The organism is Rufibacter radiotolerans (assembly GCF_001078055.1).
GTDB lineage: Bacteria > Bacteroidota > Bacteroidia > Cytophagales > Hymenobacteraceae > Nibribacter > Nibribacter radiotolerans.
On sequence record NZ_CP010777.1, the window covers coordinates 2,426,909 to 2,453,127 of the forward strand.

Here is a 26,219-nt window from a genome sequence, read left to right on the forward strand (position 1 = left end):
TTTCATTGGCATAAGTAAAGGTAATTCTCCAACTTGCCCCCACCAAAAATGAGGTTATGAAAATATTCACCACCTTAGTCCTGCTACTAGCCATCTCGCCGGCCTTCGCTCAAACTGACTCTACCCGGCAAATCACCCTAAGCGGTTTTTTAGATGCGTACTATTCCTATGACTTCCACAATCCGGCATTGCATGAACGGCCCGCTTTCCTTTACAACCACAACCGCCATAATGAGTTTAACATCAACCTGGCCTTCCTGAAGGCCGCCTATGCCACAGACAAGGTGCGCGGTAACTTAGCCCTCATGTCTGGCACTTATGCCCAATACAACCTGGCAGTTGAGCATGAATTGCTGCGGCACTTGTTTGAGGCCAATGTGGGAGTACGGCTGCTGCCCAGGGTTTGGCTGGACGCAGGGGTTTTCCCTTCTCATATTGGGGCAGAGTCTGCCATTTCCCGTGATAACCTGACCCTCTCCCGTTCGTTGGGCGCCGAGAACACGCCCTACTATGAGACCGGGGCTAAACTCACGTTTGCCGTCTCAGAAAAACTTTCGCTCACCGGGCTGGTACTCAATGGCTGGCAGAACATTCATGAGGCCGAAGGGAACCAGAACAAGGCGCTTGGTACGCAGATTACCTATAAACCTTCCGCTAAAGTGACCCTCAACTCCAGCACGTTTTTCGGGAATGAAAAGCCAGACAACGCCAGGCAGCGACGCTATTTCCATAATTTTTACGCCTCACTCGCGCCTACCACCCAATGGAGCCTCATAGCGTCTTTTGATTACGGTTTGGAGCAAAAGCCATACGGGGAAAGAGGCTACAACCGGTGGTGGAACCCAACCCTGGCCCTAAAATACCAGGCACTGCCTAAACTTGGGATAGCGGCCCGCGCCGAATACTACCATGACCGCCACGGCGTGATCATAGGCACGGCAACCGCCAATGGCTTTCAGACGGCGGGGTATTCCCTTAACCTAGACTATGCCCCCGCGCAGCAAGTGCTATGGCGCGTGGAAGCCAGGCTGCTGGACTCCAAAGATGCTATTTTCACCAAAGAAAGTGGGAGCGCCACCCACAAGAACACGGCCCTTTCCACGTCCCTCTCGTTTTCTTTCTAATTACACAATCAGCAAAAGGAAAGAGCAAACTATAGAGGCTCTCCGTTTATTTGAATGCTTCAGGCATCCCAAAGCCTCGCTACAGCCAGTTCTTCTTCCGGAACCACAGGTAGATGGCAAGGGCCACCACCCCCATGGCCAACAGCGCGCCGGGGTACCCGTAGGTTTTCCTGAGTTCGGGCATGAACTCGAAGTTCATCCCGTAGATGCCGGCAATGAAGGTGAGGGGCAGGAAGAAGGCGGAGAAAAGGGTCAGCACCCGCATCACCTCGTTGGTTTTCTGGGAGGAGAGCGAGAGGTAGGTGTTGATGAGGTTGTTGGTGCCTTCGTTCACCTCCTCGAGCTGCGTCTGCAGGTGGATGTACAAATCCCTGAGGTCCTGCACGGCGGTGGCCTGGAAGCCGGCCTGCCCCATGCTGTCGATGACCACCTCGGACAGGCGCAGCACGCGGCGGCACACCGTGGCCTTCCGCTTGAGGTGGTAGAGCCCCTTGATGAGCGGGGGCATCTTCTGGTTCAGGAAGGTTTTGGCCTCGTAGAAGTCCAGTTCCTCGGCCAATTTATGGGCCGGGGACTCATAGGTTTTGAAGATGGCCTTGACCAGCTTCAGCAGCAACTCAGAGGTGGAATTCACGAGCCCGGTGGCCACGTATTTCTCCTGTATGTCCTGGATCAGCAGGGAGGAGCCCCGGTGGATGGTGATGATATAGCCCTCGGCGTAGAAGATGCCCACCTTGTTGGTGAGTTCCTGGATGGTGTCCGCCTCCCGGTCGGCCCCGCTGTCGAATACCCGCGTAATCATGAAGGCCGTTGCCCCGATGGCCTCATACTTAGGTAAATGCTCTGGCTGGAGGGAATCCACCACGGAGGTGCGGTGCAGCCCGAACTCAGCCGCCACCGCCAGGAGTTCGGCCTCTGAGGGGTTCTCCAGGTCTATCCACTGCCAGGCGGAGGCTCCCCCGGATACCAGTACTTTCTTCATGATCGACTAAACGTTGGCGTTAAGGGATGGCAATGTTACGCAATCCGGGGATAATAAAGCAACCGAAGGGCCCTGCGTTTTTGGGCCTTCCATTCCTCCCCAGCTTGCGGGGTGATAAGGAAGAATTGAATACCGGTTCCCCTCCGCCAAGACCCTGCCCGATAACTTGCCTAAACAAAACTGGGAATATGCAGTACATTGCACCTGAATCACGGTAAAAACTATTAAGGGTCCTATGGAAAAACAATCTGCCCACGCCCACAGCCGCCTCACCACGGGCGGGCTTCTCATCGCCCTTGGCATCATCTACGGTGACATCGGGACCTCGCCCCTGTACGTGATGAAGGCCATCATCCTGAGCGGGGGGAGCGTGGTGAACATGGACCTGGTCTACGGCGGCGTCTCCTGCGTCTTCTGGACCCTTACCCTGCAGACCACGGTCAAGTACGTGCTGCTCACCCTGCAGGCCGACAACAACGGCGAGGGGGGTATCTTCTCGCTCTACACCCTGGTGCGCAAGAAGGCCAGGTGGCTCATAGTCCCGGCGGTCATTGGGGGCAGCGCCCTGCTGGCGGACGGCATCATCACCCCGCCCATCTCCGTCTCCTCGGCCATCGAGGGGCTGCGCATCATCAACCCGGGAATCCCCACCGTGCCCATCGTGCTGGCCATCCTGACGGTCCTTTTCGTGGCCCAGAGTTTCGGGACCCAGATAGTGGGCAAGGCCTTCGGGCCCATCATGTTCGTCTGGTTCGCCATGCTGGCCATACTGGGCATGCACAGCATTTTCCTCCACCCGGAGGTCCTTCAGGCAGCCAACCCCGCGTATGCCTACCGGCTTCTGGTGGAGTATCCCCAGGGCTTCTGGCTGCTGGGCGCCGTCTTCCTCTGCACCACCGGGGCCGAGGCCCTCTACTCCGACCTGGGCCACTGTGGCCGGGACAACATCAGGGTCAGTTGGCTGTTTGTGAAGCTGTGCCTGCTGCTCAACTATTTCGGCCAGGCCGCCTGGCTTACCCAGCACACGGGCGAGTCGCTCTCCGATAAGGTCAACCCCTTCTATGGGGTGATGCCGGGCTGGTTCCTGCCCATCGGGATCGCCATCGCCACGCTGGCCGCCATTATCGCCAGCCAGGCCCTCATCACCGGCTCCTTCACCCTCATCGGGGAGGCCATCCGCCTGAACCTTTGGCCCAAGGTCCGCCTCCGCTACCCCACCAACGTGAAGGGCCAGCTGTTCGTGCCGAGCGTGAACTGGCTGCTCTGGGCCGGCTGCGTGGCCGTGGTCCTCTACTTTAGGGAGTCAGAGAACATGGAGGCCGCCTACGGGCTGGCCATCACCGTGACCATGCTGGCCACCACCGTGCTCATGGCCTATTACCTCCACCTCCGGAAGGTGTCCAAAATCCTCATCGGGTTGTTCGTGGGGGTGTACATGGCCATCGAGCTGTCCTTCCTGGTGGCCAACCTCATCAAGTTCCCGCACGGCGGCTGGGTGTCGGTGGCCATCGGGGCGGCGCTCATCACGGTGATGTACGTGATGCTGCAGGCCTTCTACATCAAGCGCCGCCTGACCGAGGAGGTGCGGCTGGACAAGTACGTGGAGGGGCTCAAGGAGCTGAGCGAGGACGAGTCCGTCCCCAAGTACTCCACGCACCTGGTGTTCATGACCGGCGCCGACCGCAAGAACTACATTGAGTCCAAGATCATCTACTCCATCTTCCAGAAAAGGCCCAAGCGGGCCGACATCTATTGGTTTCTGCACGTGTACACCACCGACGAGCCCTACACCATGGATTACACGGTGCATCACATCGTCCCCAACGACGTCATCCGGGTGGACTTCCGCCTGGGCTTCCGGGTGGAGCAGCGCATCAACCTGTACTTCCGGAAGGTGGTGGAGAACCTGGTGGAGAACGGGGAAGTGGACATCACCAGCCGCTACGAGTCGCTCAGCCGGCAGAACGTGATAGGTGATTTCCGGTTTGTGGTGCTGGAGAAATACATGTCGGTGGAGAACGACCTGCCCTGGAAGGAGAACCTGGTGATGAAGGCCTACTACATCCTTAAGGACTTCATCGCTTCGGAGGACAAGTGGTTCGGCCTGGACACCAGCTCGGTCAAGATAGAGAAGGTTCCCCTGCTCATTAATCCGGTGCAGGACGTGGAACTGACCCGCATAGGGTAAACCAAGCACCATTAGAACCTTGTTAGCGGTTTTTAGAGGCCAATTGTGGGGTGTTAACGTGCTCTTGTTCCTTTCATTAAAGGAGCAAGAGCACGTTTAATGCGTATTTTTAGGAAAACAAGCATTAAACGCAGCCCCCCAGGTTGAGCTGTATTTCCATGGTTCTATGAAACTGGAATGCCTTGTAAAGGAGAGACCTTTCCTTGCAGCAAGGGCGGTCATTACTGACGTAAGGCTTTATTGCGGCGTATAACCAGAGCGTTTCAGGGCAGCGCTGCTACAGGTCTGATAAGTTTTAACGGGTAGCAGTTTCTATTCCTGCCTACCCAAAAAGATCGGTACTCAAATACCGGTCTCCCCTATCGCAGACAATAAACACGATCACGCCTGACTCCAACTCCTGAGCCAGTTGAACCGCCGCGTGCAGGGCGCCGCCACTGCTCATGCCGCCCATAATGCCTTCTTCTTTGGCCAGCCTTCGGGTCATGGACGTGGCCTGCTGCTCACTCACATCCATAATCCGGTCTACCCGTTCCTTTTCATAGATCTTGGGCAGAAACTCGGGAGACCAGCGCCGGATGCCCGGGATAGAAGACCCTTCTGAGGGTTGGGTGCCTACAATCTGCACGGCCGGATTCTGCTCTTTCAAATACCTGGACACGCCCATAATGGTACCCGTGGTCCCCATCGCTGACACAAAATGGGTAATGGCGCCCTGGGTATCTCGCCAAAGTTCTGGGCCGGTGGTGCGGTAATGGGCCAGGTAATTGTCTTGGTTCGCGAACTGGTTTAACAGGTAGTAGCCCTGTTTTTCGGCCATTTCATCGGCTAGTTCGCGGGAATATTCAATGGTTTTGGCCGCCGGGGTCAGGATTACCTCGGCGCCGTAGGCTTCCATGGCTTTCACCCGTTCTATGGAGGAATTATCTGGCATGATGAGGGTCATCTGCACGCCCAGGGCCTGGGCTACCATAGCCAGGGCAATGCCGGTGTTTCCACTGGTAGCCTCTACCAAGCGGTCTCCCTGCTTAATTTCTCCCCGGTCAAAAGCGCTTTTGATCATGTGGTAGGCGGCCCGGTCTTTCACGCTCCCTGCGGGGTTCTGCCCTTCCAGCTTGCCAAACAGCTTCACGTTCGGGTTTGGGTTGATGTTCTTAATCTCTACCAGGGGCGTATTGCCTATCAGTTCAAATAAGGTCATTCTACGTTTTGTCTATAGTTGTTGAAACATGCTAGCCATCCTCTTTAAAGAGGCAGGGTTTATCTTTTGGTTACATCTCTGTAAGCGCCTTTGTCATTCGGACTCAAAACTTAGGCAGACGGCAGAGCAGGCTTAGTTTTCGCTTCTGTTATTTGCAAAAGCCAATTAACAAAAATATGGCCTCTCTGTACTAACGGAAAACAAGCCTCACCGGCCAAGCAAAAAAACCTTTCAATGACGCTCTGCAACACCACCATCTGTAGAGTAAAGCTCCCTTCAGACCCGGCTGCCGCATGGGTGACAGCTCCCACCCTTCCTACTGGCGCCTTTTCATTTAATGGCTGGCACCTTGTACAGTACCTGGTTTCAATACTTTCCTTCTCAAGAAGGTCTAAAGTCAAATACCTAACCCACCCCTAAGGCGCAAGTGATTTTTTGGTCACCCACCAGAGCCACAGCCGTTTAAGGAAGAGTCCCCTATTTGGTTTCCCAAACGGCCTTGCCTCATGAAAGGACCATCAAAATCTTTCCTGCATTTGCTAGCGCTTTTGTCTTTAAAGGTAATGGTGGTTAGTCTGCTCTTTTTAATTTGCCTGTTTACCTTCAATAAAATAAGGGTGGATGTTCTAATAGACCGGGATACCAATTTTGATGTCATGATTTTTACATGGGTAGACCAATTCACTACTCCTGAAATGACGCGCTTCATGCGGATGGTCACCTTTTTTGGCTCGTCTGAATATTTCATGGTGGTCCCGCCCCTACTGGCCATCGTCTTTTTCTTTTACAGCAGTATGCGGTGGCATGCCTTTAGAGTATTGGTTATTACCACTAGTACTTCCCTTCTGCACATGATCCTGAAACTTAACTTCCAGCGCGTGCGCCCCCCGCAAGCCCTATTGGTCTATTCTGGCTATGGGTTTCCCAGTGGCCATGCCATGATCTCAGGGGCCTTTTACGGGTTACTTATTTACCTGGTGTGGGTCACGGGCACTGGCAGAAAATGGCGCTGGTTTTTTACCTGCTTTTTCACCCTGCTGGTACTGGTTATAGGGCTGAGCAGAATCTATTTAAAAGTGCATTATGCCACAGATGTGGTAGCCGGCTTTGCCGTGGGGCTGCTTTGGCTATTACTTGCCATTTATATTTTGAAAAAGATGGAGAAACTTTACCAGAAAGCAACCAATGGAAAATAACCCGAATAAACGCATATCTAAGGCCTGCTTCTGCAACGGTGAATTGCTTTCAGAATTTTTTAGGCGCCGGAAGGGTTGGCCCTTCCGTTTTACCCTGTTTTCCAGATTTCAGGCCTAAAACAGAAAACCCGCCATTGCTGGCGGGTTCCTTTGCAGCATGAGAGACTAGGTCATGCGCAAAGTGATAACCCATCTTTTTCTTCTCACCAATCCAGACGGGCCATCTTTTCTTTCTCTGCTTAATACACAGTATTTTTAGGGTCAAAATTAGCCCAGCCCTCGGTCCAGTCCTGGCCGTTGGCGAAGGCCCCTATGTAAGTACCGTTGGTAAAGAAACTGTTAAGCCCGGTGAACGAAGCCCCGGTCTGCAGTTGGGTTCCAATGGAGAAGTTGGGGCGGGTGGTTTGGTTGAAAGAACCCGAAATACCCAGGCTGCCGTTATCAGCCACCAACAGATTGTTTTTGCCAGAGGCATTGAACCAGCCAGCTACGTCATACGTGCTTCCAGATTCCACCGTCAGGGCGCTGGCTGTGCCAGAGATAACCGTGTTCTGAATTTTAAGGGAACCGGAAGTGGCGTTGGCTTGAGATTTTGCCCCATCTAAAAGCAAGCCTATGGGCCAGCCCGCAAACAGCGAGTTATAAACAGAAATGCTGCTGTTTCTTCTAATGTGCATGGCTCTTTTGAAGTTACCGTTCACCGAGGTGCTGCCCGTGGCCTTCGGGCCAAACAAGCTAACGTTTGAAAACACAGCCGCCGTTTTAGGCGTGTTATCACTGCCCTGGGCATCCCCGTCAGACTCAAACCCGTTGGAACCAGAGGCATCGGCCACGGCCGGATCTGCAATCCCCAGCACATACTGCATGTTACCAGCATAGCCGTTGTCGGTGTCAAACATGTCATCTACCGTTTTGTAGGCAATGAGGTATTTGGCATTCACGGTGCCGCCAAACATCTCAAAGGAATCATCTCCGGAGAAGGAAATCTGCACGTGGTCAATGGTGGTTCCACTGCCTACCCCGCCCAGGGTAAGGCCATTAATCTCATTGTCCGGCTGAAAGGCAACCCCCGGGAACTCAATGCGCACGTAGCTCAGCACCCCCGAATTATCTGCGGCATTGGTACCCCCGTAAGGCCGGTCCACACCACCTTCAATCTTCGCGTTATCACTGGGTAAGTTGGTGGGGGCTGCACCCAGAAGGATAATACCGCCCCAGTCTCCGGCGCCTCTGCTGCCCACGGCCTGGTTAGAGGTAAAAACAATAGGTTTCTGGGCGGTGCCTTTGGCCATGATCTTACCGCCGCGCTCTACAATAAGGGTACCCATAGAGGCCTTGTCTCCTTTGATAATGGTACCAGGCTCAATGGTAAGCGTAGCACCAGACTTCACATACACAAAGCCTTTCAAGAGGTATTTCTTATTGGCGAAAAAGGTCACGTTAGATTCCGTGGAGCCTTCCACGGTCATCACGCCGTTAGACTCAGAGGTAGTGAACTGAACCTGGGGGTCAACGTTTCCGCCGTCGTCTTCATTGCTACAGGCAAACGTGGCAAACAGCAGAGAAAGCAATAAGGCAAACTGTGGTAATTTTTTCATGGTTTTTAAGTTAAAGGATGATGGCGTTGGGTGGATTAAAACTTGTAAGTAAGACCGAGCGAAGAGTAAGCTCCTTTCTGGTAATCCTGGATGGTCTCGTCTGCCCCTGAAATGCGGGCATCATCATTGGAATCCTGGATCAGGCGTACTTTCTGGTTGAGGAGGTCCTGGACACCGCCTTTCAGTTCAAAGTGGCGGCCCAGCCCCTTGGTAAAGGAAAGGTCCAGCACATGGCGGGGCATCTCATATACCATTGGGTTGGCGTAGGAGCCAACGGCCCAGATGCGGCTTCCCACTACGTTGTAGAGCAGGTTTACCTGCACCTGGCGGTCACTGTCCTGGAAATAAAGGCCGGTGTTCACCACATAAGGCGATTGCCCCATCATGGCGCGGGACGTGTAGGTGAGGCCCGCGGCGGCATCACCGGTCAGTTCCACTTTGCTCTTGATCAAGGAGGCGTTAAGCAAGACCGTTACCTTGTCCAGAAGGTGGGAGCCAGTCAGGCCGGTAAGGGATTTCCTTACCTCGGCTTCCACGCCGTAGGTAGTGGCCGAAGGGGTATTGGTGTAGGTAAGGGAGTTACCGATGTTGGTGATCTCAAAGTATTTCTCAATGGGGTCTACAAAATATTTCCCGAACACGCCCACTGACAGCACCTCGGTAGGCGACGGGTAAAACTCATACCTCAGGTCAGCATTATAAATGGTAGCCGTTTTAAGCGGGGCGCCTTTCTCCTCAAACAACGTGAGGAAGTTGTAGTAACTGAACGGGGCAATCTCTCTGAACTGCGGACGGTTCAGGCTAATGCTGGCCCCGGCCCGGAGCATGGACTTCAGGTTAAAGGCATAGGTAAGGTTCAGGGCGGGCAACACCCGCACTACTTTGTCATCAAAGGTGTAGGCCCTGCCCAGGGAGTTGGTGCTCTTCAGGTTCTGATGGTTGAATTCTACCCGGGCGCCACCTGACAAAGAAAACTCTGGGGTGACAGGCATGGTCCCGCCCACGTAACCCGCCACCAGGGTGTTGAAGGCGGTATAAGAATCTGTTGGGTTAGTGCCTTCCACAATCTCCCAACCCGTGGTATTATTGATGTTCTGAGCGGCAAAAACCTGGTTCAGGGGAAGTAACGGCAGGCTGTTATCAAAAGAACCTGGGTTGGCCGGACGGTAAGACAGGAACCGGGCCCCAAAGTCTCTATTCTTCCTTTCGGCGTAGAACCCTACCCGCAGTTTGGGGGCGTTCTCTGACAAAGAATCTGCCGGGTTGAATTTATGCTCCACCTGTCCTGCGGCGGTATACACGTGCTCATTCAGGTCTGAGTAAAAGCGGCCGGCATCATTCAGGGAAGGCGTGAATTTATAGGCCACCGCAAAAGGATCACTGGAGCCTATCTCGCGCTGGGTTCTTACCCGGCGGTAATCTGGTTCATTGCGGTTGGTGTAGGAGTAGCCGCCGGTCCAGGTAGCCGAGGTGTGCATGTCGTTGAAATCATGCGTGCCCTGCAATTGCCCTGTGTAGATGGTGCGGCTCTCATAACGCAAGGCGTAGTTCTGCTGCTCCAGCCCATTGAAGTTCTCGGTGCCCTTCCGGAAGAGAATAGAATTGGAGCCCGACTGGTTAAACAGATTACTGAACTCTATTTTGCTACGGTTGTTGAACCGGGCGGTCCAGTTATGCAGTATTCCCAGGCGGGAGTTCTGGCTGGAGGTTTCATCCTGGTAATTATAATCCTGGGGACTGTAGCCCAGGGTAGAGTCAAATTCCTGGTACTTGAGGCGGCGCCCCCTGGTGAACAGGCGGGTGTTGCTGTAAGAAATGGCGGTCACGTTACTTAACCTAATGTCTTTCACGTCTACCAACCGGGTCATGCCCAGGGAGAAGCGCAGGTCTGGGGCGGCCTGGGTGCGGTTACCGGTCCATGTATTGGAAAGTTCGCGGCCCAGTGAGGTCAGTTCATTGCTGTTGCTTACCTGCCGAAGGTCCCCCGGAAAACTGCCGGGCAAGCTGCGGGTACCGTTGTCAAAGCCCAGGAAATCTGTTTTTCCGGCCGGCGGCGCTAGGAAGTTGCCAAACGTAGTGTTGCCCCGGTAAGCGGCTGAAACGCCAATAGAGGTAGTGTTTTCATCAGCGAAGTTCTTGGTGAAGACCTTGATCACGCCGCCGGCAAAATCTCCTGGCAGTTCCGGGGAGCCGTTCTTGTAGATAAGAATGCGGTCAATGACGCTGGTGGGCAGAATATCAAAGGAGAAGGCGCGGCTGTCGGGCTCGGTGCTGGGGGTAAGGGCGTCATTGAGCATCACAGAGTTATAGCGCTCATTCATGCCCCTAATCACAATGTACTTGTCATTCATGATAGTCACGCCCGGAATACGCTTCACGGTTTCGGCGGCATCACGGTCCAGTGATTTGGTGATCTGTTCCCCAGAAACCCCGCTCACCACAACTTCGCTCTGCTTCAGTTCACTGATCAGAGACATGTCTGTGCCGGTCTGGCGCGTACCTACTATAGTGACGGCGTTCAAAGAGGTACTGGAGGTCTCCTCTATCTCAAAATCAACCTGCGTGGTGCGGCCCGCCTCTACCTTTATATTATCATAGGTGGCTTGTTTATAGGACACGTAAGACACCACTATTTTATAGATGCCCGGCTGGATTTTTAGCTCGTAGGCACCGTCAATGTCAGTAGAGGCGGCGGTGCCCGAGCCGGTAATGAAGACCACGGCGCCAATCACGGGCTCCTGGGTCTTTTTGTCCTTTACTTTTCCGGAGAGGGTGCCTTGCTGGGCATAGCCGAAACTGGCGGTAAGCAGGAGAAAGAAGGTGAGTAGTAACGTTTTCATGGGGTAATGATTAGTCTCGCTGCAAAAGTAGAGACCTCCTTTAACCCCATTATTAAGCAGGTATTACCGTTCTATTACGGTTGGGAATGGTATGTTACCAGAAGGTTAATGACATTAAAATCAAGGCCTGCGTTGATTAAAGACAATAAAAAAAGGAGAGCTAAAAGCTCCCCTTTTCTGCTACGCTAAAACAACTGGTAGATTGGCATACTGACACTCGCTACCTTTTTACAAACCTGAACACCTGGTGTACCCCCGCACCTTCCACCCGGAGGAAGTAGGTTCCCGCTGATAAGCGCCCTGGAACCAGGTCTAACTCCAGGTGAGTTCCCTCAAGGGTTTGGGTGGAAGTCAAGTGAACTTTGCCCAGCAAATCTACCACAGACACCGTTATGGTTTCCTGGTATCTGGCATTACCAAAATCGAGGTGCAGTTTGTCTTTGACAGGGTTAGGATAGAGTGTAACGCCCTTGTTAAAGCTATTGCCCATGCTAACACTACTCATTGCGGTAGCAGACGCCAGCGGTGTGTAAAGGGCAGATATTTCACTGGCGCTTAAGGCCCCGTGGTAGAGGCGCACCTCGTCCAGCCCCCCCTTCCAGCGCCAGGAGCCCAGCAGGGAGCCCAGGTACAGGCCGGAGGCGTTGGCCTTGATGGAGGTGGCGCTGTAGGTGGCCGAGGCGTCCTCCACCCCGTTGATGTAGATTCGGGAGGTGGTGCCGTTGAAGGTGGCGGCTATGTGCATCCAGGTGGCCCCGTCGGTGGGGTGGCCGGTCTTGGACAGGAGCCGGTAGGCGTCCCCGCCGGAGTCCCTGTTGAAGCGGAACATCACCTTCCCCCCGTAGATGGCCAGCTCGTAGCCGTCGGTGCCGGCCTTGCTCAGCACGGAGCGCCCGCTTGCGTCGATGGGCCTGATCCAGGCGGCGACCGTGAGCGCGTCGGTGATGTTGAGCGAGGCGTGGTTAGGCGCGATGGCGTACCGTTCCAACGTGCCGGGGAGGCTGAGGGCCAGGCCTTCCTTGCCCGTCACCCACTGCACATCGGTGGTCTTTTGCAGCGTGGCGTGGTTTCCGGTGCCGGAGGCATCCTGCAAGGTGGCCCCGCTGCCCTCGTTCAGTTTCCAGTGCCCTACCAGCGTGCCGCTAACAGTTCCTGTTTCTGTAGTAAAGCTCCAGACAGAAGACCACGCACTGCTGCCGGCAGTGTTAGTTGCCTTCACGCGCCAGTAATACGTCTGGTTATAAAGCAATCCGTTTACCGCCAGGGAAGTATTCTGGACATTATCTGCATTAATTACCGTAGAGGCAAAGGTGGAGATAGTAGAGACCTGCACACTGTAACTCGTGGCGTTAGTAACGGTATTCCATTGCAAGGTTGGGTTTACCCCTACCCCGCTGGCGGCATTGGCCGGTGCACTCAAGGTCACCGTGCCTGGCACAGTGGCCCCACCAGTGGTAAAGATCCAGGTGGCTGACCAGTTGCTGCCCCCGCTGCTTTGCGTAGCCATTACCCGCCAATAATAGGTGGTGCCAGCCGCCAAATTGTTTACTGACACTGAGGTACCAGTAACGCCGCTCTGATCAAAGACCGCAGCCGCGAAATCAGACACAGTAGCCACCTGCACCCGGTAACTGGTAGCATCAGTCAAGGCATTCCAGCTGAGGGTGGCAGTAGGTTGTGAAACATTGGTTGCGCCGTTGGCCGGCGATGCCAATGTTACCGCAACCCCAGTAGAAGCCCCAAAGACCGCTTTGATAATTATCCCAGCAGTAGGGTTCACAGAGATTTGTTCCCCGTTCACCGTTTGGCCGTTCACCAGCCAATGTTGGAACACGTACCCCGTATTCGGTAACGCTTTCAGGGTGATGGGTACTCCCTCAAAGTAAATCCCCTTCCAGGGAAAAGGCTGTGCTGAGTTCACCCCAACCGCAGAGCTATTGAGCACCAGTGAGTTCAGTTTCACACTACCGTGGGCTTTATCGCTTACCTCCAGGGTTACTTCTACATTACTGACCAGATTGAAGTGCTCCCGCAGGTGCTGGCGCAAGTAATTGGGCCGAAGGGATCCGAAATTTTTCAAGTCTGCTACATAGCCCTGCCAGTTACTCACAGAGCTGGGAACATTCCACCGTTTGGTATGTTCGTCTACCTCCGGCTGGATGATGGTGGCAATGCTGTCTATAACGGCGTGCACCCTGGTGGTGGTAAAGGCAGTGTTCAGGTGGTCTGCAATCCGGTTGATAAAGGTGGTTTTGTAGGCCTGGTTTTTCAATAGGTTCCTCAGGATGAGGTTAGGCCATTCCTCATTAATATCCTGGTTTACCTGATCTGTCACCCAACTAATGGAGTTGAACTCAGGATAATCAAAGCCCAGATCTGTGTCATGCAGAATCCAGCGCCATAGCCCATCCTGCCCTTTAGGAGCATTTGGGTTATAGGGTACCCGGGCCCGCCAGAACTCAATGTTACTATGTGGCCAGTCCAGGTTGGCATAGTAAATCTCGGCACTGAAATAGTTGGTGAAATTATCTACATCCATGCGGGTCTTAAGGCCGGCAAACTTTGTATCATCTGCCATGTCATTGTTCTGGATATAGGCCAGCATCTCTTTGTAATTCTCTGCATCTCCCTCATCAATGTCATATTGGTGGGTAAGGTAGTCTATATTGTCTGGGTCAACGCCATACAGCCGGGCCACATAAAACTTGTCGGCGCGTTCTCTCAACCCATGGAAACCCCAGTATTCACCATTTATATATACTATGGTAGGCCTGAACTTCTGCGTGGTGGTGAAATGGCTGGCCAGCATCTGGGAGGCTGCGTCTTTAAACAGGGTGTGCCCCCAGTCATTGCCCGAATTGTGGAGGATAAGCCGTTTGAAGCTGGAGTAAGGGTAGTTTTGGAACATCTGGTAATCGAAGCTGCTTTTACCGTACTCACTTCGGGCTAGCAGCCTAAGTGATTTCTGCGGGAACCGCCGGGTAAAATCCCCATTGATCCGGATGCCTATGTCCTGTTGGAATTTGAAATCAGGGCCATAATACTCAAAGGAGGCAGGCCTTTCCCACTCATCGCCGCGCATTTCATAGTTGCCAGATTCATCGTTGCCTTCCACATAGTTCACGCCCGGCACATAAATGCCTTGGTAAAAATCAAACAGGTTGGCGTGGGGCGTGACGATAGACACCACGGGCACGGTATATTTCCTACCCGGCAACACTAAATATGTACCAGTGGCAGTAGATGAGCTGGGAGTATTGGTTTTAAAGGCTTTGGCGCGCACAATAGTCCCCTTCCGCACTAAACCATTGGGCTCCGTCCAGGCTCTTGACCCGCTTGAAATGTTGTTGGTGGGTATCATGGAGTGGGCATTTGGTTCCCCTGAGCGGTCGGCAATGGTTAGAGGGTTCTGGTACAGCGCAGAAGCTTCCGTAGGGTCAGACCCATCCAGGGTATATCTTATCTGCACACCAGTCATAGGGTGCGATAACGTCAAATTTACGTTGTCTGAATACACGCCTGGGGCCACTGAGAAAACAACTTTGGAAAGCGGCTGGCTGGTACCCGAAGAAGCGTTGGAGACACCAGGGGTAGGAGAATTGAAGAAGCCAAAAGTACCAGTACCATCTGGGGTACGCCCATAAGACACATCTAAGGTCATGGCGGTTGGCGCCATTTCATCTATCCTTACTCCGCCTGGGGCGGTCATCAACACTTCTTCGCCAGAGGCGCCAATGGCAAAATTGGTGTGTAAGGCTTTGGTGGGGTCTACGCGGTTTTTACTGGAGGCCCACACCAGCAGAAACTCCCCTGGTTTGAGAATTTTAGCCGGGAAAACCCACTTGAAAGGCAGATCATAATCATCAGATAAGCCCAAACCCTCTAGGTTGATATCTGCCTGGCCGTAATTCATCACCTCTACCCAATCTGAGAAAGCCCCGTCTTCGTCTGCTACCGTAAGGCTGTTAGAGGCCATCACTTCATTAATAGCCAGGGAATAGGTTACCGCCGCGGCAACTGTCTTGAAAGATTTCACCTCAGACCAGGGCCCGTCTCCGGCGGAATTCCCAGCCCGCACACGCCAGAAATAACTGGTGTTTGCCGCCAGGGCCGTTTCCAGTTTATAAGAGGTTAGGTTGTTAACCGTTTTTTCAACGGTTAGCGGAGCCGTAAAGGCATTGTCTGTGTCTACCTGCACCAGGTAGCTGGTGGCATTAGTTGCAGCCTGCCAGGTTAATTCTGGCAGAAGAGGAACGTCTTGCTGGCTATTGGGTGGCGACAAGGTTACTACTTGGCCCGGCAGCTGAAGTGTGGTAAATGACCATACCTGAGACCAGTCACTGTCGCCGCCTTCGTTGGAGGCATGTACTCGCCAAAAATACTGTTTCCCGGCCACTAGTCCAGTTCCTTGGGCGGAAGTGGTGGTTAGGTTACTTTGGGTAAAAGCCAGGGAAGAGAAATCCTGTACCTCAGATACCTGAATGCTATAGCTGGTGGCACCGGTCACACTGTTCCAGGTAAACGAAGGAGCCAGGGGCACGTCTATAGCTACGTTGGCCGGCGAGACCAGCGAGGGGGCACTGGGCGGAGTTGGGGGCGGGGTTGAAGAAAGAAGCAGTTTAATTTCATCTATGGTCAAGGCCCCGTGGTAAAGGCGCACCTCGTCCATTCCCCCCTTCCAGCGCCAGGAGCCCAGCAGGGAGCCCAGGTACAGGCCGGAGGCGTTGGCCTTGATGGAGGTGGCGCTGTAGGTGGCCGAGGCGTCCTCCACCCCGTTGATGTAGATTCGGGAGGTGGTGCCGTTGAAGGTGGCGGCTATGTGCATCCAGGTGGCCCCGTCGGTGGGGTGGCCGGTCTTGGACAGGAGCCGGTAGGCGTCCCCGCCGGAGTCCCTGTTGAAGCGGAACATCACCTTCCCCCCGTAGATGGCCAGCTCGTAGCCGTCGGTGCCGGCCTTGCTCAGCACGGAGCGCCCGCTTGCGTCGATGGGCCTGATCCAGGCGGCGACCGTGAGCGCGTCGGTGATGTTGAGCGAGGCGTGGTTAGGCGCGATGGCGTATCTGTTGGTGGTTCCTGGCAGATTAAGAGCTAAACCTTCTTTTCCCGTTACCCAGGTAATCCCACCTGTTTTCTGCAATTTGGCATGGTTTCCGGTGCCGGAGGCATCCTGCAAAGTGGCTCCGCTGCCCTCTTCCATTTTCCAGTGCCCCACCAGGGTGCTGTTAGACTCTGCAAAAAACTGCAGGGATTTTTCCGGCGCTTCTTTTTTAAGGTAGGGTGCGGGAGTTAGGTCTAAATCAGAACGGCCGGGTAAAAACCTACTGGTTAAGTGAGTATCTGTTTCCTGGTTGCTCCTACTCAAGGCCGTTAGGTGCAGGAAAGCATGATCCGTCTTTGCCCTTACCAGATGGTCGTTAACCATTGATTCTAAGGAACTGAAGTAAGCGGCTTTTCCGTCCCCAAAAGATTGGATACTAATGAGTAAAAGGAGGAAGAACGAGGCTAACTTCTTTGAAAGCTGAGAAAGAGTAGAGTGGTCCATATTCAATTTTCAGTTAATAGAAAAAGGGTAGTAATCCATCTGGTTTTATTAATCCATCTACTGGGGGACTAAATTCGGCGTGGAGACAAAACCGAACGCACAAAACCTGCGGTAGAGAACTGGCAGGTAAACGAGGGGCAGGCATTCAAAGGATAGGGATACGCGAGGTGCTTATCTATATTAATTCCATTTTATATACAATTTTTTAATATTATATTTATATTTTAACTTGTACGTAACTTGTTCTTTAACAAATAAATTTTCCCTTATTATTTTTCAAGTTTTTTCTAGGACAGAGGAATGAAACTTTCGCTCGTCGGAAGAAGAAGATAGATTCATCCCTTCACGAGTAAGCATCTGTTTTGGGCCTGATTTCAGGAAAACGAGCCCAAAACGATAACAGGTGGTATAAAGAAGTGAGGTGCCTGGAAGAGGCTTAGGGCCAGGGTGATTTTGCAGAAGGCTCTGGCTTTTAAAGGATATTGCGTTTTGGGGCTACTTTGGCTAAAACAGGCCCAAAACGCAATATTCTTTAAAAGCTTTTTTTCCCTGCTTCTCTTTTAATTGAAGTAAGTCCAAGGGACTATCAGAACGTAAGCCTCTTTTTATCAAGGTAATGACTGGTCTTTTACACGGGTTATTGGAAACTCCCTGTTACTCCTGATAAAGACTATTCCACTTTATCGCCTATTCTTCTAGTTCTCAAACTCTGTGTTTGCGTTTTGAGGCCGTTTTTCTAAAAATAGGCCTAAAGCATATGGGTTAACCAGAGAGAGCAAACTGCGGGTTCTGCTCTTCCGGCAAGAGAACTTCTTCCTAACACCCCAAGTCCTTTCATAACAATTCCTTAACACGCCCTTAACCTTGGGGCAATAGTGTCGCCTTACTTTTGTATCGTGCTAATGAAGGAAAACATTCCCTGTAGACTGCAGGTAAAAGTGTTTAGGTAAAAGACCATAAAAACCTGAACCGCAAAGCTTTCTCCCCCCCTCTGGCAGCACCTGAGCCTGACTCCCTCAGAAAAACTTCATCCTTTAATTTTTGCTTATGTTCTCACCCATAAACAAAAGATCAGGTTGGCATTTACTGGTGCCTGCGGTTCTTCTTTCCTGCCTATCAGGGCTTCCTTTTCAAACCAGTGCCCAGGTGCAGGTACCTAAAGACACTGTGGTCTCCACTTCCATTGTTGAGCCGGTAAAAAAAGCCTGGTATGATAAAATCTCCTTGCGGGGCTATGTGCAGATCAGGTACAACCGTTTTTTGGAAACAAATTCCAGCCTTAGGACTGACTATGACAAATCTGTGGGCGACAAAGGCGGGTTCCTGATCCGGAGGGCTCGTTTGGTGTTCAGCGGGAATGTGCACGAGCGGGTCTACATCTACATTCAACCAGACCTGGCCTCTACGCCTGCCGGAAGTTCCACCATCCATTTCGCGCAGATCAGAGACGCCTATATGGATCTGGCTCTGGACAAAAAGAAAGAATACCGCCTCCGGATTGGCCAGAGCAAAATCCCCTACGGGTTTGAAAACCTGCAATCCAGCCAGAACCGCCTTACTCTTGACCGGAATGACGCCTTTAACAGTGCCATACCTAATGAGCGGGATCTGGGGGTTATGTTTTACTGGGCACCAGACCATATCAGAAAAAGATTCAGTGAACTGGCCAATGGTCAACTGAAAGGTTCCGGCGATTACGGGGTATTTGGGCTGGGGGTTTACAACGGGCAAACCGCCAACCGCCAAGAGGCCAATAACAACCAGCATGTGGTGGCCCGGGTTTCCTACCCCATTGCCTTTGCCAATGGCCAGATAGTGGAGCCAGGTGTACAAGGCTATACCGGTTTATACACGGTTACCTCAGACCAGTTAAGCAGTAGTGCTATTAAAGGTGGCGACTTCAGGGACCAGCGGGCAGCCGCCAGCATTGTATTATACCCGCAGCCTTTCGGCTTCCAGGCCGAATACAACATAGGGAAAGGGCCTGAATTTGACCCCGCCAGCGGGACTATAAAAACAAAATCTCTCAAAGGGGGGTATGCACAAGCTATGTACCACTGGAAACTTGGCAATCAGCACCTTATCCCTTTTGTGAAGGCCCAGTATTATGAGGGTGGTAAGAAAACAGAGACTGACGCCCGTTTCAACAGAGTATATGAGACAGAGGTTGGCCTGGAATGGCAGCCTATCCCCAACTTTGAGCTCCTTACCCAATACACCATCACAGATAGAACCCTGCGGGAAGGCAAAGCGCTCAATAACCGCCAGAATGGTCAACTTTTAAGGCTACAGGCCCAACTCAACTTCTAACCACTACTTCTATGAAAACCACCATGATCAAAGCCATCAAATTTCAGCTAAGCACTTTTCTGGCGGCCAGCCTTCTACTAAGTGCCTGCGGAAAAGGCGACCAGGCCAATCAGGAAACCACCCACGAGGGGACTGGCAACGCTTCAACCGCCTCGTCTATTACCATTAAGGGAAGCGACACCGTGCTTCCGCTTGCCCAGCAGGAAGCTGAAAAATACATGGCCAAACACAAAGACGCTTCTATCACGGTAGTGGGTGGTGGTACCGGCGTGGGTCTTTCTGCCTTGCAGGAAGGCACCACAGACATTGCCATGGCTTCCCGGGGACTTAAAACCGAGGAAAAACTAAAGCTGAAAGGCGCCAAAAAAGACGTTAAGGAAGCCCTTATTGCCTATGATGCCCTTTCCGTAGTGGTACACCCCAGCAATCCGGTAAACCAATTAACCCGCGAACAGCTGGAAGGCATTTTCACCGGCAAGATCTCTAACTGGAAAGAAGTAGGCGGCAAAGACGAGAAAATAGTGGCCTACTCGCGTGAAACCAGCTCCGGTACGTATGAGTTCTTCAAAGAACACGTGATGGATAAAAAGAACTACGCCAACGGAATTCTTATGATGCCCGCCACTGGTTCCATTGTACAATCTGTGAGCCAGACTACCGGCGCCATTGGCTACATTGGCCTGGCCTATGAAACCAAAGAGGTGAAGGCCTTGAAGGTATCTTATGATCAGGGCAAAACCTTTGTGGCCCCCAGCACCCAATCGGCTAAAGACAAGACCTACCCTATCTCCCGCCCGCTGTTTTTCTTCTATGAGACTTCAGTAGAAAGCAAGATTAAGCCTTTCCTGGACTATGTGCTCTCTGAAGAAGGTCAGAAGATAGTGCAGGAAATTGGCTATATTCCGTTGAGTAAATAAGTAACAAAACTTAACCCCTGCCCCTGTGAATAGGTTTTTTCAAAACCCAGGCGAAAAAATAATTGAAGCTCTTATTACTATCAGTGGCACCGTTACCAGTTTAACGGTGCTACTGATCGTATTTTTCCTGTTCAAGGAAGGATTGGGGATTTTCAGCCAGACCCCGGTGGCCGAAGGGTCTGTGATTGCGGTCCACCCTCAAAATCCGGTCAAAGAGCTATCTGCCAAAGAGGTAAAAGAGATCTTTGACCAGGAAATCACCAACTGGAACCAGGTGGGCGGCGCCAATGCCCCTATCAAGATCTTTGCCCTGGACGACATCACCGATTATTACACCGAGGAGCAGATAGGCGCCAACTTTGAGTACCTGCCCCAACGCATTAATGAGATAGTCGCCAAGGACCCCAACATTCTGGCCTATTTCCCAGATGAGTACCTGTCCAAAGACTTTTCTGGCCGGCGACTCAAATTGGCCAAGATCACAGTTCTAGGCTTTATAACAGGTACCCAGTGGTACCCTACCATAGAACCGGCCGTTCAAATGGGCGTGCTCTCCCTTATTCTAGGCACGTTGCTGGTAAGTTTTGGGGCTATTCTATTTGCTTTGCCCTTAGGTCTGGCCACCTCTATTTACCTCGCTGAGATCGCTTCCCCCAAATTGAGGGGCATTCTCAAGCCCGTTATTGAATTGCTGGCCGGCATCCCATCGGTGGTGTATGGTTTCTTTGGGCTGGTGGTGATTGTACCACTCATCCAGGATATTTTTGGGTTGCCCGTGGGCGAAACCGCGCTAGCGGGTAGCCTTGTGCTGGGCATAATGGCACTGCCCACTATTATTTCAGTGTCTGAAGATGCGCTCCGCACCACGCCCCGGGCCATGAAGGAAGCCAGCCTTGCCTTAGGCGCCTCTAAGTGGCAGACCATCTATAAAGTCATGATCCCCTACTCCATCTCCGGTATCTCTACGGCCGCCATCCTGGGCATAGGTCGCGCCATTGGCGAAACCATGGCCGTGCTCATGGTTACCGGGAACGCCTCCGTAATCCCTACCACCTTTCTGGAACCGGTACGTACCATACCCGCCACCATTGCCGCTGAGTTGGGCGAGGCCCCGCAGGGCGGTATCCATTACCAGGCGCTGTTTGCGCTGGGCTGCATTTTATTCCTCATGACGCTGGCCATCAACCTCACGGTAGACATGGTATCGGCTAAAAAGAAAGAAAACAGATAAGCCATGGCCTTACAAAGCAATACACACACCCAAGCAGGTAAACGCAGGGCACAGGCCGCGGCCTTCTGGATCTTCCGGCTGCTCAGCTTTCTGGTGGTGGCCATTCTGGTGGTGATCCTGGGCTTTATCGTTGTGCGCGGCATCTCCGTGATCAGTTGGGACTTCCTGACCCAGATGCCCCGCGAGGGCATGACCGAAGGTGGCATCTTCCCGGCCATTGTGGGTACCTTTTGCCTGGTGCTGGGCAGTATGCTTTTCGCCTTCCCCATTGGCATTCTGTCTGGTATCTATATCAATGAATACGCCAAAGACAGCTGGTTTAAGCGGTTTGTGAAGCTTATGACCAATAACCTGGCCGGTATCCCGTCCATTGTGTTCGGGTTGTTTGGCATGGCCCTGTTCGTGAACTACTTTAAGTTTGGCGACTCCATTCTGGCCGGCTCCCTTACTTTGGGTTTACTGGCTTTGCCCGTGGTGATACGGGTAACAGAGGAAGCCTTGAAATCTATTGATGATTCCTTCCGGATTGGTAGCCTGGCACTGGGAGCCACCAAATGGCAAACCACCAGCCGGGTGGTACTGCCCATGGCCTTCCCCAATATCATTACCGGCCTGATTCTGTCTATTGGACGGGTGTCCGGAGAGACGGCGCCTATCCTGTTCACGGTGGCGGCCTACTTCCTGCCCAAATTACCCAACAGCATCTTTGACCAGGTCATGGCTTTGCCGTACCATTTGTACGTCATCTCTACCAGCGGTACCAACATTGAGGCTTCCAGGGCTATGGCCTACGGCACGGCCTTTGTGCTGATCATGATCATCCTTATTGTGAACCTGCTGGCCAACTGGCTGCGCCGATATTTCAGCAAAAAAGTAAAAATGAATTAACCCGTTTAAAGCCTGTTTTCTGAAAAACGGACCTAAAACGCAAACTACCTTCGCTGCCTTCTACTTGCAATTATGAATAGTGTAGAATCAAAAGACCTTCACCTGTACTATGGCGATTTTCATGCCCTCAAAGGCATTTCCATGGCCATGCGGAAAAACCACGTCACAGCCTTGATCGGGCCTTCGGGTTGCGGAAAGTCCACCTACCTTAGGTGCTTCAACCGCATGAACGACCTCATTGACGGCGTCCGGATTGAGGGCCAGATCTTGATTGACGGCATAGACATCTATGAGAAAAACATACAGGTAGATGACCTGCGCAAGCACGTGGGCATGGTGTTCCAGAAACCCAACCCGTTCCCCAAGTCCATCTATGAAAATGTGGCCTACGGGTTGCGGGTAAATGGCACCAAAGACAAACAGTTTATTGAAGAGCGCGTGGAACGTTCTTTAAAGCAGGCCAACCTGTGGGAAGAGGTGAAAGACAAGCTCAAAAAATCGGCGTTTGAATTATCGGGTGGGCAGCAGCAACGCCTCTGCATTGCCCGGGCGCTGGCCATTGAACCTTCGGTGCTCTTGATGGATGAACCCACCTCGGCCCTTGACCCGCTTTCTACCGCCAAAACCGAGGAGCTGATCCATGAGCTGAAGGAACTGTACACCATCGTGATCGTGACCCACAACATGCAGCAGGCCGGTCGGGTAAGTGACCATACCGCCTTCTTCTACCTGGGCGAACTGGTGGAATACGCCAAGACCAAAACCATCTTCACCAATCCCAAGGACCCGCGTACCCAGAACTACATTACCGGGCGGTTTGGTTGAGTTGTAAAGAGGGAAAGCCGTTTTGGGCCTGTTTTCCGTAAAACGGCTTAAAAACGTATCTTTCAGAAGATTCCTCCTTTAAAGCAATTTTACCCCGTAGTAGCCCAGACATAGATTGATTCCAAAAGAAACCCAGAGATGAACCAATTAGATAAAGAATTGTCCCAAATAAAAACCAAGCTGGAGGAGATGTGGGCCCTGGTGGAGTTTCAGATGCTGGGCTGCAAAGAAGCGCTCCTTACCTCTAATCTGGACCTGGCCAAAAAGGTAATTAAAAAGGGGAAGAAGGTGAACGCCTATGACATTAAGATAGACCGCATGTGCGAAAACTTTTTCGCGCTCTACAACCCCGTGGCCGTGGATTTACGCTGGGTACTGGCTATCCTTAAGATCAACTCCAACCTGGAACGCATAGGCGATTACGCTGAAAGCGTGGCCCGCATGATCAAAGAAGCAAAGACGCCCATTGAGCCCACGCTCCTGGAGAAAAGCCGGCTGCTGGATATGTTTGAGGGCACGGAAACCATGTTGGCCAACGTGCGCAAGGCCTTTCTAGCCGAAGACACCAACCTGGCCCGAGAGGTCTTGAACCAGGATAAAGTCCTGAACAAGATCAATATGAAAACCGACAAGGTGCTGCTGGACTATTTCAAATCACACCCAGACAATATCCCTCAGAGCCTGAAGGTTTCTGGCATCATCCGGAAACTGGAACGCGTTGGCGACCAAACCACCAACATTGCCGAGGAAATTGTTTTCTACGTAGACGCCAAGGTCTTAAAGCACAAAGACAAATTCGCCAAAAAGAAAGGTGATAAGGATAACAACCCAGAGGACGAAAAGAAAGCCTAACTTTTGGCTGTAGCAAATAACAAGGCATTAATAAGCCAGCAATTTTATTCTAAAACAAGAAGGCCTCTCCAGTGAGAGGCCTTCTTGTTTTATATTTAAACGAGTTGGATAACTAGCACTTTGCCATACATCCATTAAAAGAATGACGATATCTGATTGTTCCCTTTGAAGGGGGTAGGAGGATGAAATCTCCTACTGATGAGGCATATCCCGAAAATAAATTTTGCCACACCTGAAGATGATATTTGTAGGTTCTTCAAAAGGCCTTTGCTATCCCCCTACCACCTTCAAATGGGGACGAAATTCGCATGAATTCCTTTACTGAGGAACGTTCTTCAGGCCATGTTTTGGGCCTGTTTTCTCCAAAACACCTCTAAAACAGCTTTGGGCTTATTGTGCCTCGTTATAGGCCAGCATGCCGCCTTCTACGTTGCGCACGTTTTTGAAACCTTGCTGTTGCATGATGGCCTGCGCGGTGGCAGAACGTTTGCCGGAGCGGCAATGCACCAATATCTCCTGGTCCTTGAATTCCTCCAGTTCATGTATGCGCTCTGGCAAAGAACCCAGCGGAATCAGTTTACTGCCGGCAATGTTTTGCTCCTCGTGCTCCCAGGGCTCGCGCACGTCAAGGATGATGGGCGTTTCATGGTTGGCAAGACGTTGCTTTAATTCGGCGGCGGTGATGTTAGACGTGATCATTTTGCAAGGATTAGTTTTAAGGTTATACGTTGGCTTCCGGTAAAGGCTTTTACGAAATAAATGCCCGGAGAGAGAGACTCTGCCAAGGGCAGGTGCTGCCGGGCCTGGGTTTTGCCCCACGTCTGCACCAATTGCCCGGTAACGGTATAAAGTTGGGCCTGGTCAACTGCCTGGGTCAGGTAAAAGCCGGTCTCTGTGACGGGGTTAGGGTACAGCCGGATCTGGTGGGAGGTCAATTCTTCGGGGGAAGCAGTGAGTGTTCCTGCCATTACGGGCCTGATCAGCAGGGCGCCCTCCAGGTTGGGAACCACGTCCCAGGCGGTGGCCCCGTTCATGGCGAAAAGTTTGCCGGGGGCACTTTCATTCAGGTCATACCCCACATTCACGAAGATAGAACCCGTAGGCTGTCGGTACCCCACGTAAAAGCGACCTGCTACCGGAATTTGCTGGTCCAGGGGAATATCCAGCCAGTTGTTGAGGCCAGCGGTGGCGGGCACGGCAAAGCGCTGCTCATACAAGGGCTGGTCGGCGGGTTTGCCGTTGTTATCTGCCCAGATGCGCAGGTAAAGTTCGGTGCCCGGAGTGTTGGTAGCGGTGAAGAAGATACGCACCATTTTCAGCCGGTCGGGCTGGCTCAGGTCAAACTGGTAGGCCAACTGCACGGCCGTACTGGACGGGTAGCTGAAGCCAGACTCGGCGGTTCCGTCATCATAGGCGTAGTAATCCAGGAGATCGGTCTGGCGCTGCAGGGTGTCATTGTAGCGGGTGTAGAAGTTTGGCTCTTTGGTGTTCAGGAAAAGAACTGTCTGCAACGAAAAGGGCTGTTGTTGGCTGCTTAGAAATTCTCTGGAAGGAGTTGCGGCAATGGTGGTTCTGGAACCCGCGTTCACTGGGGCACTCCCGCGCAGAAACGTGTCTACTGCCCCTGTGCTTAGGTTTCTGGTCAAGGCCCGCCAACTGATGGCTGCCGGTGCATTACTCAAATTCACCATCTCTGAGCCTACCTGGAGCCTGATTTCCCCAGCAGGGTTCACCAGGAATTGCCAGATCGGCATGGCCGTATACCGTTGCAGCAAAGAAGGCAACCGTTGGGTAAGAGCCACATCTGCGGTTTGCAGTTGGTTCAGGCGGCGGTTGCGGTCCAGGTACACATAGTCTAGGTGCCAGACATCGCGCAGGCCGTTCTGGCTGCCGCCGCTCACCCACCGGAACTGGAACCCGTTGTAGAGGTACTTGCTTTCTTTGAGCGCTACCATCACCGCCGCAAAATCGGTACTTCGGCCGGTGCCCTTCTGGGTCCAGACCGAAGTCCAGGTGCCGTTAGCTTCTTTGAATTGCAGTTGCAGGTAAAACTGGGTAGAACTGGAGAAATTGGGGGCATCCATCTTGCCACCAGCCTGCCAGTAGAAACTAAGGTACACAGAATCCTGGGGTTGGGCGGCGGCCAGGTTCAGGGGCTTGGAGGTAAGCGTATCTGTAGGGCCTACGGCATTGGCGGCGCCATACGGCTGCCCGTCGGCGTTAAGTCCGTCAAAGGACGCGGCAAATACCGTGGGGGGCGCAGACGCATAGCGGTCGGTGATAGAAACACCTCCTCTTCTTAGCCAGCGACTGGGATCTGGAGCTCCTTCGCCCTTGGCAAAATCCTCAAAAAACGGCAGGGAAAGCGTGTCACCGGGGCCCAGGGGTTGCGGGGTGATGATAGGTTTGCCAACTACCATTGCGGCCGGGGCCGGAATCTGTTGCAGCGGGCTAATAACCTGCGCGTTGGCTGACCATCCAACGGAGAAAAATATCAGAATGATGGTCAGCCAATGCCGCATAGG

16 protein-coding genes are annotated in these 26,219 nt (G+C 52.6%); 9 read left to right on the forward strand and 7 right to left on the reverse strand.

Features of this window, described 5'->3' with window-relative positions; translation table 11 throughout:
* Nucleotides 1-56 precede the first annotated feature (56 nt).
* Complete coding sequence (locus tag TH63_RS10145) at nucleotides 57-1,124, forward strand: porin (protein ID WP_048920852.1); 1,068 nt, start codon at nucleotides 57-59, stop codon at nucleotides 1,122-1,124.
* Between the two features lie 79 nt (nucleotides 1,125-1,203).
* Here the strand turns inward: TH63_RS10145 and TH63_RS10150 are convergent, their stop codons facing one another.
* Nucleotides 1,204-2,106 (reverse strand): magnesium transporter CorA family protein, encoded by a 903-nt coding sequence (locus tag TH63_RS10150; protein WP_048920733.1) that lies wholly within the window; start codon nucleotides 2,104-2,106, stop codon nucleotides 1,204-1,206.
* A 235-nt stretch (nucleotides 2,107-2,341) separates the two neighbouring features.
* On the opposite strand from TH63_RS10150, the gene TH63_RS10155 reads away from it, so the two are divergent.
* Nucleotides 2,342-4,294: a KUP/HAK/KT family potassium transporter gene (locus tag TH63_RS10155; protein WP_048920732.1), complete on the forward strand. Its 1,953-nt coding sequence runs from the start codon at nucleotides 2,342-2,344 to the stop codon at nucleotides 4,292-4,294.
* Nucleotides 4,295-4,616: 322 nt separating this feature from the next.
* Here the strand turns inward: TH63_RS10155 and cysM are convergent, their stop codons facing one another.
* The gene (gene cysM, locus TH63_RS10160; protein WP_048920853.1) at nucleotides 4,617-5,495 is read right to left on the reverse strand and encodes a cysteine synthase CysM; all 879 of its coding nucleotides are present in this window, start codon (nucleotides 5,493-5,495) and stop codon (nucleotides 4,617-4,619) included.
* A 506-nt stretch (nucleotides 5,496-6,001) separates the two neighbouring features.
* Between cysM and TH63_RS10170 the strand changes: the two genes are divergently transcribed.
* A complete protein-coding gene (locus TH63_RS10170; protein ID WP_082161623.1) occupies nucleotides 6,002-6,691 on the forward strand; it encodes a phosphatase PAP2 family protein in 690 nt (229 codons plus the stop codon).
* Nucleotides 6,692-6,930: 239 nt separating this feature from the next.
* On the opposite strand, the gene TH63_RS10175 is transcribed toward TH63_RS10170, so the two are convergent.
* From TH63_RS10175 to TH63_RS10185, 3 genes are all read right to left on the reverse strand, one after another.
* Complete coding sequence (locus tag TH63_RS10175; protein WP_048920856.1) at nucleotides 6,931-8,289, reverse strand: hypothetical protein; 1,359 nt, start codon at nucleotides 8,287-8,289, stop codon at nucleotides 6,931-6,933.
* 35 nt (nucleotides 8,290-8,324) lie between these two features.
* Nucleotides 8,325-11,129 carry a TonB-dependent receptor gene (locus TH63_RS10180; protein ID WP_048920857.1) on the reverse strand — a complete coding sequence of 935 codons (2,805 nt, stop codon included), beginning with the start codon at nucleotides 11,127-11,129 and terminating at the stop codon, nucleotides 8,325-8,327.
* 220 nt (nucleotides 11,130-11,349) lie between these two features.
* Nucleotides 11,350-16,551, reverse strand: a complete 5,202-nt coding sequence (locus TH63_RS10185; RefSeq protein WP_197088536.1) for a LamG-like jellyroll fold domain-containing protein — start codon at nucleotides 16,549-16,551, stop codon at nucleotides 11,350-11,352.
* Between the two features lie 1,167 nt (nucleotides 16,552-17,718).
* Here TH63_RS10185 and TH63_RS10190 point away from each other — a divergent pair.
* The 6 genes from TH63_RS10190 to phoU all read left to right on the forward strand — a co-directional run bounded on the left by TH63_RS10190 (nucleotide 17,719) and on the right by phoU (nucleotide 23,694).
* A complete protein-coding gene (locus TH63_RS10190) occupies nucleotides 17,719-18,981 on the forward strand; it encodes a porin (protein WP_082161625.1) in 1,263 nt (420 codons plus the stop codon).
* A gap of 11 nt (nucleotides 18,982-18,992) precedes the next feature.
* Nucleotides 18,993-19,898 (forward strand): phosphate ABC transporter substrate-binding protein, encoded by a 906-nt coding sequence (locus tag TH63_RS10195; protein ID WP_082161628.1) that lies wholly within the window; start codon nucleotides 18,993-18,995, stop codon nucleotides 19,896-19,898.
* 25 nt (nucleotides 19,899-19,923) lie between these two features.
* On the forward strand, nucleotides 19,924-21,129 hold the full coding sequence (gene pstC, locus TH63_RS10200) for a phosphate ABC transporter permease subunit PstC (protein ID WP_048920860.1): 1,206 nt from the start codon (nucleotides 19,924-19,926) through the stop codon (nucleotides 21,127-21,129).
* 3 nt (nucleotides 21,130-21,132) lie between these two features.
* Complete coding sequence (gene pstA / locus TH63_RS10205; protein WP_048920861.1) at nucleotides 21,133-22,017, forward strand: phosphate ABC transporter permease PstA; 885 nt, start codon at nucleotides 21,133-21,135, stop codon at nucleotides 22,015-22,017.
* Between the two features lie 72 nt (nucleotides 22,018-22,089).
* Nucleotides 22,090-22,842, forward strand: coding sequence for a phosphate ABC transporter ATP-binding protein PstB (pstB, locus tag TH63_RS10210; RefSeq protein ID WP_048920862.1), 753 nt, complete (start codon nucleotides 22,090-22,092; stop codon nucleotides 22,840-22,842).
* Between the two features lie 138 nt (nucleotides 22,843-22,980).
* Nucleotides 22,981-23,694: a phosphate signaling complex protein PhoU gene (gene phoU / locus TH63_RS10215; protein WP_048920863.1), complete on the forward strand. Its 714-nt coding sequence runs from the start codon at nucleotides 22,981-22,983 to the stop codon at nucleotides 23,692-23,694.
* Between the two features lie 390 nt (nucleotides 23,695-24,084).
* On the opposite strand, the gene TH63_RS10220 is transcribed toward phoU, so the two are convergent.
* The gene (locus TH63_RS10220; protein ID WP_048920864.1) at nucleotides 24,085-24,393 is read right to left on the reverse strand and encodes a rhodanese-like domain-containing protein; all 309 of its coding nucleotides are present in this window, start codon (nucleotides 24,391-24,393) and stop codon (nucleotides 24,085-24,087) included.
* Nucleotides 24,390-26,216: a T9SS type A sorting domain-containing protein gene (locus tag TH63_RS10225; protein ID WP_048920865.1), complete on the reverse strand. Its 1,827-nt coding sequence runs from the start codon at nucleotides 26,214-26,216 to the stop codon at nucleotides 24,390-24,392. The genes TH63_RS10220 and TH63_RS10225 overlap by 4 nt, the downstream gene beginning before the upstream one ends.
* Between the last annotated feature and the right edge of the window lie 3 nt (nucleotides 26,217-26,219).

What these genes read in the sequence shown, in the direction of transcription:
- TH63_RS10145 (WP_048920852.1), top strand. Translation starts at nt 57, where the DNA reads ATGAAAATATTCACCACCTTAGTCCTGCTACTAGCCATCTCGCCGGCC.
- TH63_RS10150 (WP_048920733.1), bottom strand. Translation starts at nt 2,106, where the DNA reads ATGAAGAAAGTACTGGTATCCGGGGGAGCCTCCGCCTGGCAGTGGATA.
- TH63_RS10155 (WP_048920732.1), top strand. Translation starts at nt 2,342, where the DNA reads ATGGAAAAACAATCTGCCCACGCCCACAGCCGCCTCACCACGGGCGGG.
- cysM (WP_048920853.1), bottom strand. Translation starts at nt 5,495, where the DNA reads ATGACCTTATTTGAACTGATAGGCAATACGCCCCTGGTAGAGATTAAG.
- TH63_RS10170 (WP_082161623.1), top strand. Translation starts at nt 6,002, where the DNA reads ATGAAAGGACCATCAAAATCTTTCCTGCATTTGCTAGCGCTTTTGTCT.
- TH63_RS10175 (WP_048920856.1), bottom strand. Translation starts at nt 8,289, where the DNA reads ATGAAAAAATTACCACAGTTTGCCTTATTGCTTTCTCTGCTGTTTGCC.
- TH63_RS10180 (WP_048920857.1), bottom strand. Translation starts at nt 11,129, where the DNA reads ATGAAAACGTTACTACTCACCTTCTTTCTCCTGCTTACCGCCAGTTTC.
- TH63_RS10185 (WP_197088536.1), bottom strand. Translation starts at nt 16,551, where the DNA reads ATGGTTAACGACCATCTGGTAAGGGCAAAGACGGATCATGCTTTCCTG.
- TH63_RS10190 (WP_082161625.1), top strand. Translation starts at nt 17,719, where the DNA reads ATGTTCTCACCCATAAACAAAAGATCAGGTTGGCATTTACTGGTGCCT.
- TH63_RS10195 (WP_082161628.1), top strand. Translation starts at nt 18,993, where the DNA reads ATGAAAACCACCATGATCAAAGCCATCAAATTTCAGCTAAGCACTTTT.
- pstA (WP_048920861.1), top strand. Translation starts at nt 21,133, where the DNA reads ATGGCCTTACAAAGCAATACACACACCCAAGCAGGTAAACGCAGGGCA.
- pstB (WP_048920862.1), top strand. Translation starts at nt 22,090, where the DNA reads ATGAATAGTGTAGAATCAAAAGACCTTCACCTGTACTATGGCGATTTT.
- phoU (WP_048920863.1), top strand. Translation starts at nt 22,981, where the DNA reads ATGAACCAATTAGATAAAGAATTGTCCCAAATAAAAACCAAGCTGGAG.
- TH63_RS10220 (WP_048920864.1), bottom strand. Translation starts at nt 24,393, where the DNA reads ATGATCACGTCTAACATCACCGCCGCCGAATTAAAGCAACGTCTTGCC.
- TH63_RS10225 (WP_048920865.1), bottom strand. Translation starts at nt 26,216, where the DNA reads ATGCGGCATTGGCTGACCATCATTCTGATATTTTTCTCCGTTGGATGG.